At 39.6% G+C, this 20,586-nt stretch carries 1 protein-coding gene; it reads left to right on the forward strand.

Annotated features, from left to right (window positions below; genetic code table 11):
• The first annotated feature begins 10 nt into the window (after positions 1-10).
• Positions 11-20,545 carry a non-ribosomal peptide synthetase gene (locus JHL15_RS10685; RefSeq protein ID WP_200245653.1) on the forward strand — a complete coding sequence of 6,845 codons (20,535 nt, stop codon included), beginning with the start codon at positions 11-13 and terminating at the stop codon, positions 20,543-20,545.
• Positions 20,546-20,586: the final 41 nt, after the last annotated feature.

Consider the following 20,586-nt stretch of genomic DNA (forward strand, 5'->3'; position numbering starts at 1 on the left):
ACTTATTATCATGAAACAACACCAATTCAACAGTATATATAACGGAAAAGAATTTTTTTTAACGGACCATAAAGTGCTTGGAACAAAGGTACTGCCTGGGGTCACCTATCTTGAGATGGCCCGCGCAGCAGGAGAATATGTTTCCGGAAAAAACATCACTCAGCTTAGGGACATTAGTTGGCTGCAACCCGTTAAGATCATTGACTCACCCGTTCAGCTTTATATGAACGTGGTGGAGCAGGGAGATGGATTAACCTATGAAATATTCAGCGGTGAAACAGAAACTCAATTGCATACCAAAGGAATTTTAGGGACAGCGGACCAACAGTCTCCGGAAATAAGAGATATCAACCATCTTCGTGATCTTTTTAAAGATTCCGAAAGCCATAAAGAAGGTGCTGATTATTATAAAATAATGAATTCCATTGGGCTTGAGTATGGGAAAACCTTTCAGGGAATCCAGGAAATTTTTTACAATGGAAAAGCAGCTTTGTCAAGAATTGCTTTATCAGCAGCAGAAGGCTTTGTATGGACTCCGGGAATGATGGATAGCGCATTGCAAACCTGTATGGGAATTAGCCTTGCAGATCAGAATCAACAATTGATGCTGCCCTTCAGTGTCAGAGAAATGAATATTTACCAGGCGCTTCCGGAAGAGATCTGGTGCTATGTAACCAAAAACAGATCCGGTAAACTGGCCAATAGCTATGATATTGAATTACTGAACAATTTCGGGGAACTGGTAATTCGTTTTACTGAATTTGTGGTAGTACCTCTGGAAAAAAATGCTAAAACAAATGATAACGTTAATGTGATTCCAGAGCTCCACTTATACAATTATAACTGGAAAGCGGAAGCTTTAGATGAGGTCAATACAGGATTATCAAAAACTGAAACAGGTGATGCTCCATTGGTAGTATTAGCTGGTGGATCTGCTGTATTGGCTGAGAAATTAAACGAAAGACTGGAATGTGAGGTGAAAACAATTGGCGAAGGAACACCAGAGTCTGTTTTTCTTCAGGTTTTAGAAGAAATACAAAATAAAAAGTCTGCTCAACTGAAGATTCATTTTGTTTATCCTGTTGCAGACGAGCTTGAATATGGTTTCATTTCAGCGATGTTGAAAACAGCCGTACAGGAAAATCAACTTGTACAAGGAAAAACAATCGGTGTAGAAGGTCTTTCGATCAATGAACTGGATGAATTGACAGAGATTTTACAGGAAGAACAAAGAAACCATGAGCCGGAAGTACGTTATCAATCAGGACAAAGAGAAGTTCGAAGCTTAACAGGAATTTCTGATGAAAATCTAGGATTAAAAACAGAGATCAAAGAAAATGGAGTTTACCTGATCACAGGTGGAGCTGGCGGACTTGGATTGATCTTCGCAGATTACTTGAATACGATACCGGGAACACAATTAATCCTGACAGGCAGAAGCGAATTAAACCCGACACAACAGGAAAAAATTAAAGGATTTAGAAATGCACAGTATGAACGTTGTGATGTTACGGATTTAAAGTCTGTTACAGATTTAATTAAAAAGATAAAAAATACCTATGGTCATCTGAATGGAGTGATCCACAGTGCCGGAATCACGCGAGATAGCTTAATAAGCAATAAGACTACAGGAGAAATTCATGATGTTTTCTCTGCTAAAATTATCGGAGCTCAGCATATAGATCAGGCAACAAAAGATGAGCAACTTGATTTTATGATGTTTTGTTCATCATTAGCAGGTGTATTTGGAAATACAGGACAGGCAGATTATGCTGCTGCTAATGCCTGGTTGGATTATTTTGCCAACCACAGAGAGAAAGAGCGCAACCAAGGAAAAAGAACAGGCAAAACCTTAAGCATCAACTGGCCTTTATGGAAAGAAGGTGGAATGCAGATCGATGCAGACCAGGAAAAATATATGGTCAGCCATTTTGGACTATGGTCAATGCCTGCTTCTGATGGGATTTCCGCTTTTGAAACTTTGTTGAGCAACACTTCATCACAAGGCGTTGTGGTATATGGTGAGGAAGATAAGTTAAACGCATGGATGAATGGATCTTCAACTCCTAAAACCAATCAAAAGAAAACGGTTGAAACCGACAAAGCATTGTACGCTGCATCCATGATCTATTTAGGAGATGTAATGACGAAAGAACTCAGAATGAAGAATCATAAGCTGGAACCTGATACATCTTTTGAACAGTACGGAATCGATTCTATCATGATCACAAAACTGACCAATCGTTTGGAAAGCATCTTCAGCAATATCCCAAGGACTTTATTTTTTGAATGTCAGACATTGGCGGAAGTCACCGAGTTTTTCGTTGATGCTTACCCTGAAAAACTGATCGAGCTTACTGGTGTAAAAACAGTATTGCCAGAAGAAACTACTGTTATTTCCAAATCTATCAATGAGGGCGTTAAAAGCGATATAAAACCTGCTTCTCACGTTGTGGAGAAATCAATGAGCAGAAATTCATCGGCTGTTAATGAGCCTATTGCCATTATCGGACTTTCGGGGAAATATCCTCAGGCTAAAAATCTTTCAGAATTTTGGGAGAACCTGAAATCAGGAAAAGACAGTATTACGGAAATCCCTGCCAACCGATGGGATCTTACAGATTTTTATGACGAAGAAAAAGGAAAAGCAGGAAAAAGCTATAGCAAATGGGGCGGATTTATTGATGAAATAGACCATTTTGACCCATTGTTTTTTAACATTTCTGTTCGTGAGGCAGAATTAATGGATCCACAGGCGCGTCTTTTTCTTCAAACAGCTTGGGAAACATTCGAAGATGCAGGGTATCCTAAAAAGAAACTGGAAGGAGGAAGAGATAAGGATGCTACCCAGCCCCAAGTAGGTGTGTATGTTGGGGTGATGTATGAAGAATATCCTTTATTTGGAGCTGAAGAAAATGCAAAAGGTAATTTCGTAAATCCTGGCGGAAGCATCAGCAGTATTGCGAATCGGGTATCTTACTTTTTCAATCTGAATGGGCCTAGTATGGCAGTAGATACTATGTGTTCTTCTTCTTTAACAGCAATACATCTTGCTTGTGAAAGTATTCAGAATGGTAATTGTACAATGGCTCTGGCCGGAGGGGTAAACATCAGCGTACATCCGAATAAATATCTGATGTTGAGTCAGGGAATGTTTGTTTCCAGTAAGGGCAGATGCGAAAGCTTTGGAGAAGGAGGAGAAGGTTATGTTCCGGGTGAAGGAGTGGGTGCTGTATTGCTAAAATCGCACAGTCAGGCATTAGCAGATGGAGACCGTATTTATGGTTTAATTAAAGGGACGGCTCTTAATCACGGAGGTAAAACCAACGGGTATACCGTACCGAATCCAAAAGCACAGGCTTCCGTCATCAAAGCTGCCATGAAAAAGGCGGGTGTAAAGGCTGAAGATTTCAGCTATATCGAAGCGCATGGTACAGGAACAAGCCTTGGAGATCCTATTGAAATAGCAGGATTAAATAAAGCTTTTGAGTCTAAAAACAAACAATTCTGCAGCATTGGCTCTGTAAAATCCAATATAGGACATTGCGAATCAGCAGCAGGAATATCAGGATTAACCAAGGTTCTGTTACAAATGCAACACCGTCAACTAGTACCTTCTCTGCATTCTGCGATACTGAATCCTAACATAAAATTTGAAAATACGCCATTTAAAGTTCAGCAAGAGCTTGAAGAATGGCAGGTTGCCAATGGTAAACCAAGGCTTGCCGGAATCAGTGGATTTGGTGCAGGAGGAAGCAACGCACATCTGATCATAGAGGAATATGTAGGTGAAAATGTTTCTTACAGACAGCAAATGCCATTGGTTATTGTATTGTCAGCCAAAGACGAAGAGAGATTAAAGGTAATTGTTGAGAACCTCAAAAAGCATATTGAAGATCATTCTGAAATCAATGTTGATGACCTTGTTTACACCCTTCAAACGGGAAGAGAAGCAATGGAGGAAAGACTAGCTTTTATAGCAGAAGATAGAGAAGACTTGCTTTCACAATTATCTTGTTATCTGGAAAAGGATACGCAGAATTTATATATTGGGAATATCCACAATGATCAACTTGGAATTTCTCTGGAAGGAAAGTCTGGGATGGCTTATCTGGAAAGCATCATCAGAGAAAAGGAGAGTCATTCTTTAGCTCAGTTATGGGTAAAAGGAGTGAATATCGACTGGAATCTGATCTACAATGATGCTAAACCATCTATCATGAGTTTACCATCTTATCCTTTTGCGAATGAACGTTACTGGTTTCCAAAAGGAGACGGAGAATTAGTATTAAAAACAGGTTCAAAACTTCACCCTTTATTGCATATTAATACTTCTAACCTTAAAGAACAGCAGTTTACCAGCATTTTTACAGGGAAAGAATTGCTTTTAACGGATCATCTGGTACATGATGTTAAAACATTACCTGGAGTTGCTTATCTGGAGTTGGCAAGAGAAGCAGGAGAGCAGTCCGTACAGGCAAAGATCACAAAATTAAAAGAGGTTAGCTGGTTACATCCGATTCAGATCAACGATAAGGAGCAAACTGTTTTTACCAGTCTGTTTACTTCAGAAAATGAAATAGAATTTGAAATCTATACGAATGATAATACAGAACAGGTACATTGCAGAGGGATCGTATCTACTGATGAACTGATCATTCCTGAACAGAAAGATATAAAAACAATCAAAGAAGGATTAGCCCATACAATAAGTGGAAGTGATTGTTATACTTTATTTCAGGAATCTGGATTAAACTATGGTAAGAGTTTCCGTGGTATCCGGGAGATGTATTACAATGAAGACGAGGTTTTATCAAAAATTTCCTTAGCAAAGGATCAGGCTTTGGTTTTAACTCCGGGAGTTCTTGACAGTGCATTACAGTCATGCATAGGAATGCAGCTGGCAAAAAGCACCAAAGAAATTCTGTTGCCATTCAGTGTAACTGAAATAGAATTGTATCAGGATTTAACAGATGAATTGTGGTGTCACGTTAAGAAAAATAAATCTGGAAAGAGAATTAGCAGCTATGATATTGATCTTTTGAATAATCAAGGCCAGGTTGTTCTTCGTTTCAAAGAGTTGGTATTGTTACCAGTGAATGGTTTTGTAGCCAATGATAGCGTTAATGATACTGAAATGGCTCCGAAAGGACTTAGCTTATTAGTTGATCATTGGAAACTCGAATCAGAACCTGCACAATCCCTTACCGAATCAACTCCTATTATCATATTGACAGGAGGATCCGGGACCATGGCCGATGATCTTTACAATCATTTCTCATTAACGGTTACCGCCATTAATACAGTCAAAGAGGAAGATTTCTTTATGGATATGCTTTCTCTGGCAAAAACAGTAATGCCTCATAAAAAGGCAACCCATATTGTCGTTGCTTGTAGTCAGGATCAGTATTATCAATATGGATTTATTACAGGTTTACTAAAAACGTTAACCCAGGAAAACCCTAGAATTACCGGAAAACTGATCAGCATAGAAGATCAGGCATTTCAAAATCTTGAAGAATTGGGTGGTATTCTGATGAATGAAAAACAGAACGCAGACCATGAAGTGCGTTATTCAGCAGGAAAACGTGAGGTAAGGTCAATGGAAAATATATTGGTTGATTCTTCTACAGCTCCTGTTCAGATCAATTCAGACGGAGTATATCTGATTACTGGCGGCGCTGGTGGATTGGGATTGATCTTTGCGGAATATCTTAATAAAACAGAAGGGGCAACAATAATTTTAACGGGCAGAAGTCCACAATTGAATCCTTCTCAACAAAAGGCTGTTGATCAATTAGATAATGCATTGTATTATCCTTGTGACATCAGTGATGAGTCAGCAGTCAATGATCTTATTCAACATATCATTGAAAAACATACGAAGCTTGACGGTATTATTCATAGCGCAGGAGTGATTCGTGACAGTATGATCCTTCAGAAAACTAAGAAGGAAGTAAAAGAAGTTTTTGCGGCTAAAATAAAAGGAACCAGAAATCTGGATATCGCAACGAAAGATCTTCTTTTAGAATTTATGATCACTTGCTCTTCCGTAGCGGGTGTTAATGGAAACGCTGGACAGTCGGATTATGCTTCAGCGAATACCTGGATGGATAATTATGCCCATTACAGGGAAAGCGAACGGATGAATGGCAGACGTTATGGAAAGACTTTAAGCATTAACTGGCCACTTTGGAAAGAAGGCGGAATGCACATCAGTGCTGAAGCAGAAATCTTTATGATGCAACAATTTGGTTTGGCACCGATGCCGACTGATGTGGGTATTGAGGCATTTGAAAGCTTAATGAACAGCGGAATTACTCAGGGAATGGTATTGTTTGGACAGACTAAAGAGGAGATGGTTTTGATCGAAAAATCAGAAGAAATATCCTATTCTTCATCTATAGAAACTTCCGTCAACAATGAATCTCTGTACGATGCATCCATGATTTACCTGCGTGGTCTTTTGGCAAAAGAATTGAGAATGCCTGAAGAAAAATTAAAAGCTGAGGTTCCTTTTGAGCAGTACGGAATTGATTCCGTATTGGTGATCAGGCTTTCTAATTGCCTGCAGGACGTGTTTGGTAAGTTACCCCGTACTTTATTCTTTGAATACCTGACCTTGAAAGAGCTTTGTGGTTACTTTATGGAAGCTCATCGTTCATTACTTTTAGAATTAACAGGATTGGCTGTAGTCAAAGCTTCGGCACCTTTGACAAAAGAAGTTATAAAAACTGAGAGACCTGCTGATGTTCAAAACAGACGCCAGCGTTTTTCAATGGTACAGCATCAATCTGGGAATAAAAACACCAACGAAGATATTGCCATTATCGGTATCAGCGGACGTTATCCGGATGCCAATAACCTGGAAGAATTCTGGGAGAATCTTAAAATCGGAAAAGACTGTATTACGCAGGTTCCGGCTGACCGTTGGAATGCAGATGAAATGTATCATGAAGAAAAAGGTCGCGCTGGAAAAAGCTATAGCAAATGGGGTGGGTTTATGAATGACATTGATAAGTTTGACCCTTTATTTTTCAGTATCTCACCAAGAGAAGCAGAACTGATGGATCCTCAGGAACGTCTTTTCTTGCAGACCGTTTGGGAAACGATAGAAGATGCGGGATACACCCGAGAAAGTATACGCTCAGAAGATGAAGAAACCGGAATTGCTAAGAAAATCGGAGTCTATGCCGGAGTGATGTATGAAGAATACCAGTTATTTGGTGCTGAAGAAAGAATGAAAGGGAATTTTGTAACGCCAGCCGGTATTGCAAGCAGTATTGCCAACAGAATTTCTTACTTCTTTAATTTCAATGGTCCAAGCATGGCTGTTGATACGATGTGCTCTTCTTCCCTGACGGCTATTCATTTAGCATGCAATGATCTGATTGTTGGAAATACCGATGTGGCTGTTGCCGGAGGAGTGAATATCAGCGTACATCCTAACAAATACCTGATGTTGAGCCAGGGACGTTTTGTGTCTGGTGCAGGCCGTTGTGAAAGCTTTGGTATGGGTGGAGATGGATATGTACCTGGAGAAGGTGTTGGAGCGGTATTATTAAAGCGTGTAAGCGAAGCGATCAAAGACGGTGACCATATTTATGGTTTGATTAAAGGAACCGCATTAAATCACGGCGGTAAAACGAATGGATATACAGTCCCTAATCCAAAAGCTCAGGCTGCGGTAATCAAAGCTGCGATCGAGAAAAGTGGAGTTAAAGCGAGTGATTTAAGCTATGTGGAAGCCCACGGAACAGGAACAAGTCTTGGAGATCCGATCGAAATAGCAGGCCTGAACAGAGCATTTGAAACTACAGAAAAGCAGTTTTGCAGCATTGGTTCTGTCAAATCCAATATCGGACATTGTGAATCGGCAGCAGGTATTTCAGGATTAACCAAAGTGATCTTACAGCTTAAGTATCAGCAATTGGTACCTTCATTACATTCTGCTGTTCTCAATCCGGACATTGATTTTGAAAACAGCCCTTTTAAAGTACAGCAACAACTTGAAGCATGGCCAACAAATGAAGGGAAACCTCGTATCGCCGGGATCAGTGGATTTGGCGCAGGAGGAAGCAATGCTCATATCATCATTGAAGAATATACAGCTTTACCAGCCCGAAAATTGGACTATAAAATGCCTGTGATCATTGCATTGTCTGCAAAACATGCCAGCAGAATTGCCATACAGGTGGAGAATTTGAAAAATTTCTTAGAAAAAAACAGTCAGGCAGATTTATATGATGTTGCCTATACCTTGCAGGTTGGTAGAGAAGAAATGGAGGAAAGACTGGCATTCATTGCGACAGATAAAGAAGATCTGATGGTTCAGTTAAGCGATTATCTGGATCAAAAAACAATGAATCCAATCAGAGGAAATATTCGTAAAAAAGATGAAAACTACATCCAGCACACAAAAGATTTGCTTTCTATAGCAATGGCATGGGTAAATGGAGTAGATACAGACTGGAATTCTCTTTATCCTAACGGGTTGCCTTCAAGAATCAGTTTGCCTGTCTATCCATTTATAAAAGATCGATACTGGATTCCAATCTTTAACGACGGAATAGTACAATATGGTCAGAATAATCTGCATCCATTATTGCATAGCAATGACTCTGACCTGAATGAGCAGAAGTTTATCAGCACCTATACAGGAAAAGAAGATTTCTTAACACAATGTGAGATCACCAATTATAAAGAATTGCCTGCTCCGGCTTTATTAGAACTCGCAAGAGAAGCCGGGGAAAGAAGTTTACGTCAACGTATTACCCAATTGAAGAATGTGTCATGGGTTGATCCGATCAGAGTAAACGGAGTTCCTGCCAATGTTCAGATCAACCTCTTTAATGCTGGAAATGAAATCGGGTATGAGATCTACACAAAACATAAAGAAAATAAACCACAGCTTAATGGTCAGGGCTTACTGAATACGGAATTTCAACAGCCCCATGATCAAAAGAATATTGAAGATTTAATACAATACTATCAGTATTCTCTTGAAAAAGAAGCGCTTTACAGCTTGTTTGCCAAAGCAGGTAAAACTTATGCAGCTGACTTTCAGGGAGTGGAAATATTGTATTTCGATAAACTTGATGCACTGGCAAAAATCGCATTACCGGTTACAGATGAATTTATTCTTTCTCCGGGAGTATTGGATAATATCGTACAAACCAGCACGGGTTGGCTGTTAAGTCAGGGAGAACAATCTCTTTATCAGCCTTCAGATGCAGCCGAGATAACCATTTTTGGAACATTACCTTCAGTGATCTGGTGCCATGCAACATTTGAGAAAAAGCAAAGCGGGGCTTTCTGTTGTCAAATGGATATTATGGATGAAGAAGGAACTGTTTTACTGCATTTCAGGGATTTGATATTATCACCTCAGGTTACCTCTCAAAGCACTTCAGGTATAGCTTCATCTATTGCTCACAAACCTATGTGGGACAGAATAATTGCTCAGCCGGAAAAACCAGTTTTAGTAGAAGGAAAACAGATCCTTGTTACCGGAGGTTCAGATCCTGTATTCGGTGAAGAACTTGGAAAATGGCTAACGAATCAGGGTGCAGAGGTGTTCACTACAGAAACCTTAGATGCAGTTCCTGATGATGTAGTAGGTGTTTATCTTTTACAGGGATTATCTAGAATAGCGGATGATTCATTAATGGATGATCATTCTGCAAGAGAATTGGCCGTATTTACAAGCATAAAGCAATTATTAGATGCGGGAATCAAAGACTTGAGAATTACAGTATTAACTGTTAATACACAAAAGGTTTTACCGGATAGTGAGGTAACTTCGGCAGGCAGTGGTATGATAGGAATGACAGGAGCTTTGATAAAAGAACAGCCTCAATGGTCAGTTAACCGAATTGATCTGGATGTATCTGCATTGAAAAATCCTGTGAAAATCAATTGGGCAGATCTATTTGCAATCAGTCTTGATAATAAAGAAAATGCAGTTACTGCTTTGAGAAACGGGCATTATTACAGACAACATTTGTATCCTATTGTATTACCTGAAGTAAATTCTTCAACATTTAGAAATGGAGGAACTTATGTATTGCTAGGGGGTGCAGGAGGATTAGGAAAAGCAACTACAGAATACCTGGTAAAGAACTATCAGGCGAAGATCATCTGGTTGGGAAGAAGAGCGGTTGATCATGATATTCTGATCGCGCAAGAGGAGATTGCTACATTGGGTCAAAAGCCTGAATATTATCAATGTGATGCTACTGATCCAAAACAGGTTGAAAAAGCTTATAAATTAATTAAAGAAAATAACAGCGAGGTTCACGGTCTGTTTCACTCAGCGATTGTATTGCATGATATGCTTTTGAAAAATATGACTGAAGATGATTTTAAAAAAGCGTTTATGCCTAAATCTCTGTCCAGCCAGAATTTAGTACATATATTCAAAAACGAACCTCTTGATTTTATCTGTTTCTATTCCTCAGCACAATCTTTGGTACATGCTCCGGGACAAGCTAATTATGCGTCAGGGTGTTCCTTTAAAGACAGTTATGCTCTTAATATAAACCATCTGTTGAATATCCCTGTTAGAATCATCAATTGGGGATATTGGGGTGAGATCGGTATTGTATCTGCAGATGGGTACAAAGAAAAAATGAAGCAGGCAGGTATTGAAAGCATAGAGACGGAAGAAGGAATGCATTTACTCGAAACGGTATTAAATAGCAATGAACAACAGATCGTTGCTCTGAAACTCTCTGCTGCAACAGCTGCTGCTATGCCAACCATGCATCATGAGAAAGAGATTTCACAAGTTAAATCCAGCTCTGTATTACAAATGGAAGAAGCGGATGCCCTTGTTTATCCAAAAGCAGATGAACAGGATCAGATATTTGAAATGCTTTGTTGTAAAGGAATCTTGAAAGTATTACTTCAACTTGGACTGGAAGAAAAGCAGACTACGGGTCAAACAATCAGCAGTTTGAGATCTCAGCTTTCTATTAGTGATAAATACGAACAGTTATTTTTTGTTTTGATTCATTTATTGGAGACAAAAGGATATGTAACCGTAAAAGACGCTCAGGTTTTTGTGACTGAGGAAACAAAAGGCGCTCTTAATAATTTCGATTTTGAACAGCAGATGAGTGAGCTTGTGATGAAGGGACAGGAATATCATCCTCATGGAACCCTGCTTAAAATTTGTCTGGAGTCCTTCATAGAAATCATAACAGGAAAAATACTGGCTACTTCAGTGATGTTTCCCGGAGGAAGCATGGACTACGTAAGCGGTATTTATAAAGGAAATGCGCAATCCGATTACTTTAACGATTTGTTGACAGGAATCATCAAAAATAGTGTTGCTGCCAGTATTCCTTATTTGAAACCGGGTGAAAAGATCAGAATATTAGAAGTAGGCGCAGGAACAGGAGGAACTAGCCAGTTTGTTTTCAGAGCGTTGGAGCCTTACAAAGACCATCTTTTCTACTTATATACAGATCTGTCACATAGTTTCCTTCATTATGCGGAGCAACAGTTTAAAACAATGGCGCCGTATCTGGAAACTGCTATTTTGAATATAGAATCGGATCCTTCCGATCAAGAGATTGAATTAGGCAGTTATGATATTGTAATTGGTGCTAACGTAGTGCATGCTACTAAAAACATGGCCGTAACGCTGAATAATATCAAAGCTTTATTAAAACAAGATGGTTTACTGATCATGAATGAAATAGCACGTACAGAAATATTTACCACATTAACCTTCGGATTATTAGACGGATGGTGGCTGTATGAAGACCGCGGAATACGATTGAAGGGAAGTCCGGGACTATCATCAGAAAGCTGGCAAAATGTGTTGAAAGAAACGGGTTATCTTCAAGCAATAAGTTATCCTCATGGAGAAGTCCTTTCACAACAGATCATTTGTGCTACCAGCGATGGAAAGATCATTTCCGAAATAAAACAACCAGAAAAAAAACATGAAATCAAAATGGTGCCTCCTGTTACACAACAGACTACAGCCGCACCAAAACAGAAAATGCCTGTTATGAAAAAAACAATAGATAATAATAGCCTGATCCAGCAGCTGACCAAAATAGCTGCCGATTTAATCAAACTTCCACCAGGCGATTTTGATATAGAATGCCAGTTTATGGACTATGGTTTTGATTCCATCCTGAGTATGGAACTCATCAAAAATATCAATGAAAAACTGAAAGTGGATCTAAAGTCCACAGATATTTTCAGCTATGGAACCATTCAGCAGCTTGCTGAGCACTTGATGCAAAACTTTAGCGAAGCATTACAGGTTGAAGTGGCTGTTGAAACTTTAGTTCAAGCTTCAGTTCCTGAAATGGAAACACCTTTGAAAACAAGATTTACTACCTCTGTTAAAGCTCAGGAACCAGTATATCGCCATGAAAATGATATCGCCATCATTGGGATGAGCGGACAGTTTGGTGCTGCCAACGATCTGGATGCATTTTGGGAAGTTTTGAAAAATGGAAAAAGTCTGATCGGTGATGTACCGGCAGATAGATGGCAGGGATATACCCACAATGAAGGACCAAAATGGACAGGAAGTTTCTTAAGGGATATTGATAAGTTCGACCCTGTATTCTTTAAAATCTCAGGAAATGAAGCCGAAATGATGGATCCGCAACAGCGTTTGTTCCTGGAGCATTGTTGGAAAGCCATTGAAGATGCAGCGATCAATCCGAAAAGCTTAAAAGGCAGCAAATGTGGAGTATATGCAGGAGTTGCTCCAAGTGATTACAATATTCGGGAATGTGAGGAAGCTTCGGTAATGTGGGGGAATTCCAGTGCTGTATTAGCAGCAAGAATATCTTACTTCTTAGATCTGAAAGGACCTGCAATTTCTGTGGATACAGCGTGCTCAAGTTCTCTTTTGGCGATGGATATGGGGTGCAGCAGCTTACAAAAAGGAGAAACCGACCTGATTATTGCGGGTGGAATCAATATCATGACAACGCCTGGTTTTTATTCTTTGGCCAGCAGAGCCGGGATGATGTCTTCCACCGGACAATGCCATACTTTTGATAAAAAAGCGGATGGATTTGTACCGGGTGAAGGGGTAGGAGTTGTGATCATGAAACGTCTTGCTGATGCAGAACGCGATGGAGACAGGATTTATGGGGTGATCAAAGCCAGCTTAACCAATCAGGATGGAGCTTCCAATGGAATTACAGCACCAAGTGTTCTGGCACAACAGGAACTTGAAAAGGAAGTCTATAAAAAGTTCAATATTAATCCTGAGACCATCAGCTATGTAGAAGCACATGGTACGGGAACCAGTCTGGGAGATCCTATTGAGCTGGATGCCTTGACAAATGCTTTCAGAAAGTATACAGAAAAAACACAGTATTGCAGAATCGGAAGCGTTAAAACCAATATCGGTCATACATTAGTTGCTGCAGGAGTAGCAGGTGTTCTGAAGATCATGCTTTCTTTAAAACATAAACAATTGGTACCCACCTTGAATTTCGAGGAATGCAATCCTTTAATTGATCTTGTCAATAGCCCTTTCCAGGTAGGAAGTGAATTAACTGATTGGAAAACAGAAAATCAGGGACCACGAAGAGCGGCCATCAGCAGTTTTGGTTTTAGTGGAACGAACGTCCATATGGTGATTGAAGAGTATCCGGAAAATAAAGTGTCAACGATTTCTACAGAATCCGCATTGATCATTATTTCTGCAAAAAATACAGAAAGACTTAAAAACCAGGTTGGTAATTTGCTGTCTTGGTTAGAAAGAAATCCACGAACTAATATTCAGGATATTGCTTATACTTTACAGATCGGAAGAGAGCCGATGGAAGAACGTTTGGCTGTACTCGCTGTAGATCAGGCCGATCTGATGCTTCAGTTGGACGGATTCCTGAAAGGCAATACTGAAAACCTGATGACCGGAAACATCAAAAAAGATAAAGCAGACTTTTTATTAGAAGGCGGAGCGGGTAAGGCATACATCGACTATGCCATTGTCCATGGCGAGATCAAATCTTTAGCACTGTTGTGGACAAAAGGAGTGGTCATCAACTGGGATTTATTGTATCAGGGACAACGTCCGAATAAAATTAGTCTTCCTACATATGCTTTTGCCCGTCAGAGTTATTGGATTCCGGAGGTTAGATCTGTTGTCAACCGTCAGCAAACAAGCTATCTGCATCCGCTGATCCACCGTAATACCTCAACGGTTAAATCTTTCCAGTTCTCCAGTACTTTTACAGGAAACGAAGAATTTTTAAGTGATCATAAAATACAGAATGAGATCATATTACCTGGCGTAGCTTACCTTGAAATGGCAAGAACTTCAGGAACCGAGCTTTTGTCAGAAAAAATAACCGTTCTTAAAAATATCGCATGGATGAGTCCTGTACGCGTCAATGGAAAGGCAGAAGAGGTGCATATTCGTTTGAAAAGCATTAATGATGATCTTACTTATGAGATCTATTCATTAAACGGAGAGGAGCAGCTTCATAGCCAAGGACGTATTTCAACGCAGACTTTGCCAGTGAAGAATTCATTTGATCTTACATCTATTCAAAACAGACTATCAGAGAGTGTGGACAGAGCAACATGTTATGATATTTTCAGACAGATGGGACTTCAATACGGAGATAGTTTCATGGGAATTGAGCATTTGTATTACTCATCCTCAGAAGCATTGTCTAAAATTACATTACCAAAATTAGAAGGATTCAGTGTTTCTCCGGGTCTTTTGGATAGTGCATTGCAAACCTGTATGGGAATGGGCTTTATCGATAAAAAACCGGCTACTCAGCTTCCATTTAGTGTTAAAGAAGTTTTGTTCTATGAAGAACTACCTCTTAATATCTGGAGCTATGCCAGAAAAAGCAAAGCCAATCAGGGAAATGGATCTGTGATTACCTATGATGTAGATATTCTGGATGATCATGGAAAAGTATTGATGAGTTTTCATGATTTTGTTACCCTTCCGGTGGATGGAACTGAGAAAACAGAATGGTCAGACACGGCAACTGATGCATGCATATTTACGATGAATTGGGAAGAATGCGCTGCAGAAAGCTTTGCTGGACAGGAAAACGAAGCGATTCCAATGGTCTTGTTGGTAGACAGCCCGGCACAGCTCGCAGAAAACCTTAAAACAGAATTGGGAATTGAAACCACAACGATTGATGGGGCAGTTGCCGAAGATTACCTGATCGATGTGATGTCCGTAATTAAAAAAAGAGCATTAGAGAAAAATACGTCCCATTTACTGATCGTTTGCTGTATTGCAGATTACCTGGATTACGGCTTTATATCGGGACTGCTCAAAACAGCAAGTCTTGAAAATCCGGGAATCACAGGGAAGATCATCAGTGTGGATCGACTTTCTGTAAAAGATGCACCGGAACTGACCTCAATTTTACAGACAGAACTAGGTACTGCCGATGCAGAGATCCGTTATGAGTCCGGGCTTAGAAAAGTGAAAAAACTTAACGAAATTAATATTTCGGATAATGACGGATTAAAAATTAAAGAAGACGGAGTGTATCTGATCATAGGGGGAGCAGGAGGAATAGGCAGATTATTCGCTACCCACATCAACAAAATACCAAAAACGAAAGTGATCCTAACAGGAAGAGGTCAGTTAGATGAAGAAAAAGAAGCTTTCATTGCGGGTCTTGCTCATGGAGATTACTTCAGTTGTGATGTGAACAACAAAGAAGAGGTTGTGAGTTTATTGGATCAGATTAAAGAAAAATACCACCGAATAGATGGAATCATCCACAGTGCAGGGGTAACTCAGGACAGTTTGATCGTCAATAAAATTCCTGATGAAGTTGAAAAAGTTTTTGCTGCTAAAGTAAATGGCGTTAAAAACATTGATGAAGCCACCAAAGATGAAACTCTTGATTTTATGGTTCTGTTTTCCGGATTGGCAGCCATCACAGGAAATGCAGGCCAGGCAGATTATGCAGCCGCTAATGTCTATCTGGATAATTATGCCGTGTACAGGGAATCTGAACGTAATAAAGGGAAACGACAAGGGAAAACGATCAGCATCAATTGGCCATTCTGGAAAGAAGGTGGAATGGTAATGGATCAGGGCAGTCAGGAATATTTAGACAAACAGTATGGATTGTCTCCTTTACCTAATTCGGTTGGAATTAACATTTTTGATCAGTTATTAGGAAGCCGTTACACCCAGGGAATTGTTACCTATGGAAAAGTTGATAAAATACGATCTCAATTACTGAACAGATTAGTCGTAAAACAGAAACAGCTACAAGCGCATGCTATGCCTAAAAGTGCTGAACTACAGGATAAAGTCGCATCGAAATTATTGGAGATTACAGCTCAGCTGTTGAAATTATCCGAAAGCGATATTGAAAGGGATGAAAAACTGAGTGATTACGGATTTGACTCCATTTTACTGATCAAGTATTCTAATGAACTCAATGATTTCTATGATACGGACCTGACTCCTGCTGTTTTCTATAACTATCCAACGATCAATGATCTGGCTGATTTCCTTCTCGAAGAATATCAGGAGAAAATAACAGCCGTTCATCAGCCTGAAGCATTATCGGATAATACCATCACTGAAACAGAAGAAATTCAGGAGGAAGAATCTCCAAGATATCCGCTTTCAGAAGGTCAAAAGGGACTTTGGTTTATACAGCAACTGGAACCTGAAAATGCAAATTATAATGTTCCTGTATCATTTATCATTCCGGGAACTGTCGACCATGATGTCGTGAAAAAAGCATTTCAGCTAACGCTTGATGAATATCCGGTTCTTAAGTCCCGTTTTCTTACTGATGAAACCGGAGAGATTTATAATCAAATTCAAAATGTATCAGAAGTTGAAGTGAATGATCAAGAGCTTGCCGAAGGTCAGAACATCAATGAAGTTTCATGGAGTCTGGTAAGAAAACCATTCAATCTGGAAACAGAATTACCGGTAAGATTATACGTCAGAAGAGACCTTGCCGCCAATAATAATTATATTCTATTGGTATTTCATCATATCATTTTTGATGGGATGTCAAGCTCTGTGTTTATAGCTTCTCTTTTTGAAAAATGCCAGAAGCTTTTAAACGGAGAGAAATTAGTGGCCAAAGAACCTGACTTAGCCTATTTCAGTTACGTAGACTGGGAAAAAAATTTCATTCTAAGTAAGAAGGGAGAGAAAAGTCTGGCATATTGGAAAAAGAACCTATCAGGAACATTACCCATACTCAATTTGCCTTATGATCTGTACAAGCAGAACAGTACCAAAACTACTACGATTGGTATTGAAAGGATGAAGCTTGGTCAGGAGAAGGTAAATCAGCTAAAAGAATTAGGCAAAAAGCTGAAAGTCAATCTTTCTGCTTTATTCTCAGGGATCTATGCAATGTTGCTTCATAAATTGACCACAGAAGAAGACCTGTTGATCTTAATGCCTACTGCAGGACGTCCTAAAAAGGAATATGAAAACAGTATTGGCTATTATGTCAATATGATGATATTGAGAAACAAGGTATCTGGAGACCAGACTTTTGCAGAGTTGGTGAAAAATATTCAGAAAGGAATGATCAATGGAATGTCTCATGCAGCGTATCCTTTGCCTAAATTATTATCAGATCTGAATTTAGACCGTTCAGGTAATAGAGAAACACCGTTCAAAGTATCATTCATTTATCAGAACATTTTTGATGAAATATTAACGGGTGGTGGTTCCGGTATTGAAATTTATGATGAAGTATATCAGGAAACGGCTCACGTGTATTCTTTGGAAATACAGGATCTGAGAAAAGAAATCATTGTAAGCCTGAAATATGATCAGGATGTATTCAGTCCGGGGCTGATACAACAACATATGGGATATTTCATGGAGCTAATGAATGGTGTTCTGGAAAATACAGCAAGAAAGATAAAAACGTATGAAGTTCTATCTAAAGAAGAAATCAATTACTTCCTTCACGAAAGAAATGACACAGCGGTTGAATATCCGAAACATAAAACATTATCTGATCTTTTCGAAGAGCAGGTCCTTAAAACCCCTGATCAAATTGCAGTAGTGCACGATGGGAGACGAATTGCCTATGCAGAATTAAATGAAATGGCGAATCGTTTAGCGGGAGCACTTGTAAAATCAGGCCTTCCGGCTAATGCTCCTGTTGCGATGGTTTCCCATAAAAGCTTAGAGCAGGTTTGGGGCGTATTGGGAATTCTGAAAGCTGGTGGACATTATATTCCTGTTAAAGGCAGCCTGCCTGAAAACAGAATGAATGAACTGATTAAACAGACGGAATCCACCATTGTTTTGGTACAACCAGATTATATGGACAAGGTAAGCTGCTCTGAAGAAGTGAAAATAATCCTGCTTGAAGAAAGCACTTTTGCCGACGAGTCAGCGGATCATGAAACCATAAAAGTTCCGGATACAGAATTGGCTTATATTATTTTTACTTCAGGGTCTACCGGAAAACCGAAAGGCGTGATGATTGATCATCGTGGGGCTGTCAATACCTTGTATGATATGAATGCAAGATTTGGCATTACTTCAGACGATAAGGTATTTGGAATATCCGATCTCAACTTTGACCTTTCTGTTTACGATATTTTCGGAACATTTGCCTGTGGAGCAACATTGATCCTACCTTTGGAAATAGAAGGATTGAATCCGGATATCTGGCTTCGTTATGTCAAAGAAGAACAGGTGACCGTTTGGAACTCAGTTCCTCAGATCGTTAATTTGTTGATAGAAAGACAGGAAGATACGGCTGAAATGCATCTTTCCAGCTTGAGAATGTACTGGATGAGTGGAGACTGGATTCCATTGGACGTACCAGGCAGGATAAAAAAGATTAATCCAGACAGTGCTGTGATCAGTCTGGGTGGAGCAACAGAAGGTTCTATATGGTCTATTCATTATCCGATCGGTGAGATTGATCCGTCATGGAAGAGTATTCCTTATGGGTATCCTTTGGGCAATCAGGAAATGTATGTTTTAGATACCAACCTTTCTCCTTGTCCAGTGAATGTACCCGGAGATATTTATATCGGCGGAATTGGTGTAGCTAAGGGCTATCACCAGGATCCAGAAAAGACTGCAGCAAGCTTTATAATGCATCCCGGAATGCAGAAACAATTGTATCGTACCGGAGACATTGGCTGCCAGCATCCTGACGGATTTATCGTATTCCTTGGAAGACAGGACGGACAGGTTAAGATCAATGGGTTCAGAGTTGAATTAGGAGAGGTGGAAACTATTTTGCAGTTATCTCCGCTCGTAAAACAAGGTTTGGTTCTGACTGTAGAAGACGAGAACAGAAATAAGAGACTGGTTGCGTATGTTGTAGCTAATGATGTTTTTGACAAAGAAGAAATGCAAAAACACTTAAGAGCTCATCTGCCTGAATATATGGTTCCTTCCATATTCATTGAAATCGATAAAATTCCGTTGTCTTCTAACGGTAAGGTCGATCGGAAAGCTTTGCCAAGCGTTGATCCAAATGATATTGCTGAAAGTGAGTTTACAGCACCATCGGATGAAACAGAACACGAGCTGGCTGAGATATGGATCAAGCTATTAAAATTAAATAGGGTAGGTATTCATGATGATTTTTTCGATGTGGGTGGAAACTCGTTAACGATGATTCAGCTGGCTCATAAGATCAATACTACATTTGATAAAGACATTCAGCTGATCCACATCATGAAGAATCCAACGATCGCTGGAATTAAAATACTGATCAATGGTAATGAAGAGTCCGGTGAAGAATCTGTTTTAACATTAAGAGAAGGGAATATGGAAGAAGTAACTTTTGTTATTCCAGGTGCGCTTGGATCTACAGAAGGTTACTTTACCCTGGCAGGTAATTTACCTGGAGAAGGAGCTGTATATGGATTGCAGATGAAAGGGATTACAGCGGATGAAGCTCCTAATACAAGTATTGAAGCAATGGCATCTTATAACCTGGAACAGATTAAACAAACAGGAGTGATTGGTGGAATCAATTTACTGGCACACAGTTATGGAGGTATCGTAATCTATGAGATGATCAGACAGGCAAAAGAATCCGGTATTGAGATTGAAAAAGTTATTTTCCTGGATTGCTTCACGGATCCGCTTTCTTCTTTCAATTCCTTAGAGGAAGCTCAGAAATTGGGAACCTATTTCAGATCGCTGATCCAATTCAGTCAGCCATGGTTGAGTGACGAAGCAGTAGAAGACTTTGTTCAGCAGCTGCCGGAGGAGAATTACATGCCATTTATCTGCGATACAGTGCATACACTTCCAGCTAAAACAGTAGCCAGAATGTGGGAAGTATTCCGGGCCTCTATTTCAGCGGTTTACAAGATGGAAGAAAAACTGGATCAAACTTTAATTTTCGTAGAAGCAGATAATACTAAGCTTTCAGGTGAAGATTGGGGAGATCAGGGCGCTGCTGCAGGCTGGGATCAATATTTCGGCGAGGTGCAGATCATCCCTACAGAGGCCAATCATTTTACCATTGTGAATACACCATATTGTACGGAATGGTTAACTAAAATGAATACCGAAGAAAATATAAAACAAACACTTTAATCATCACACTAAATACACTATAAAACATATGAAACACCCAT

The sequence above is a fragment of the Chryseobacterium paridis genome (genome assembly GCF_016595215.1).
GTDB lineage: Bacteria > Bacteroidota > Bacteroidia > Flavobacteriales > Weeksellaceae > Chryseobacterium > Chryseobacterium paridis.

What these genes read in the sequence shown, in the direction of transcription:
- JHL15_RS10685 (WP_200245653.1), top strand. Translation starts at nt 11, where the DNA reads ATGAAACAACACCAATTCAACAGTATATATAACGGAAAAGAATTTTTT.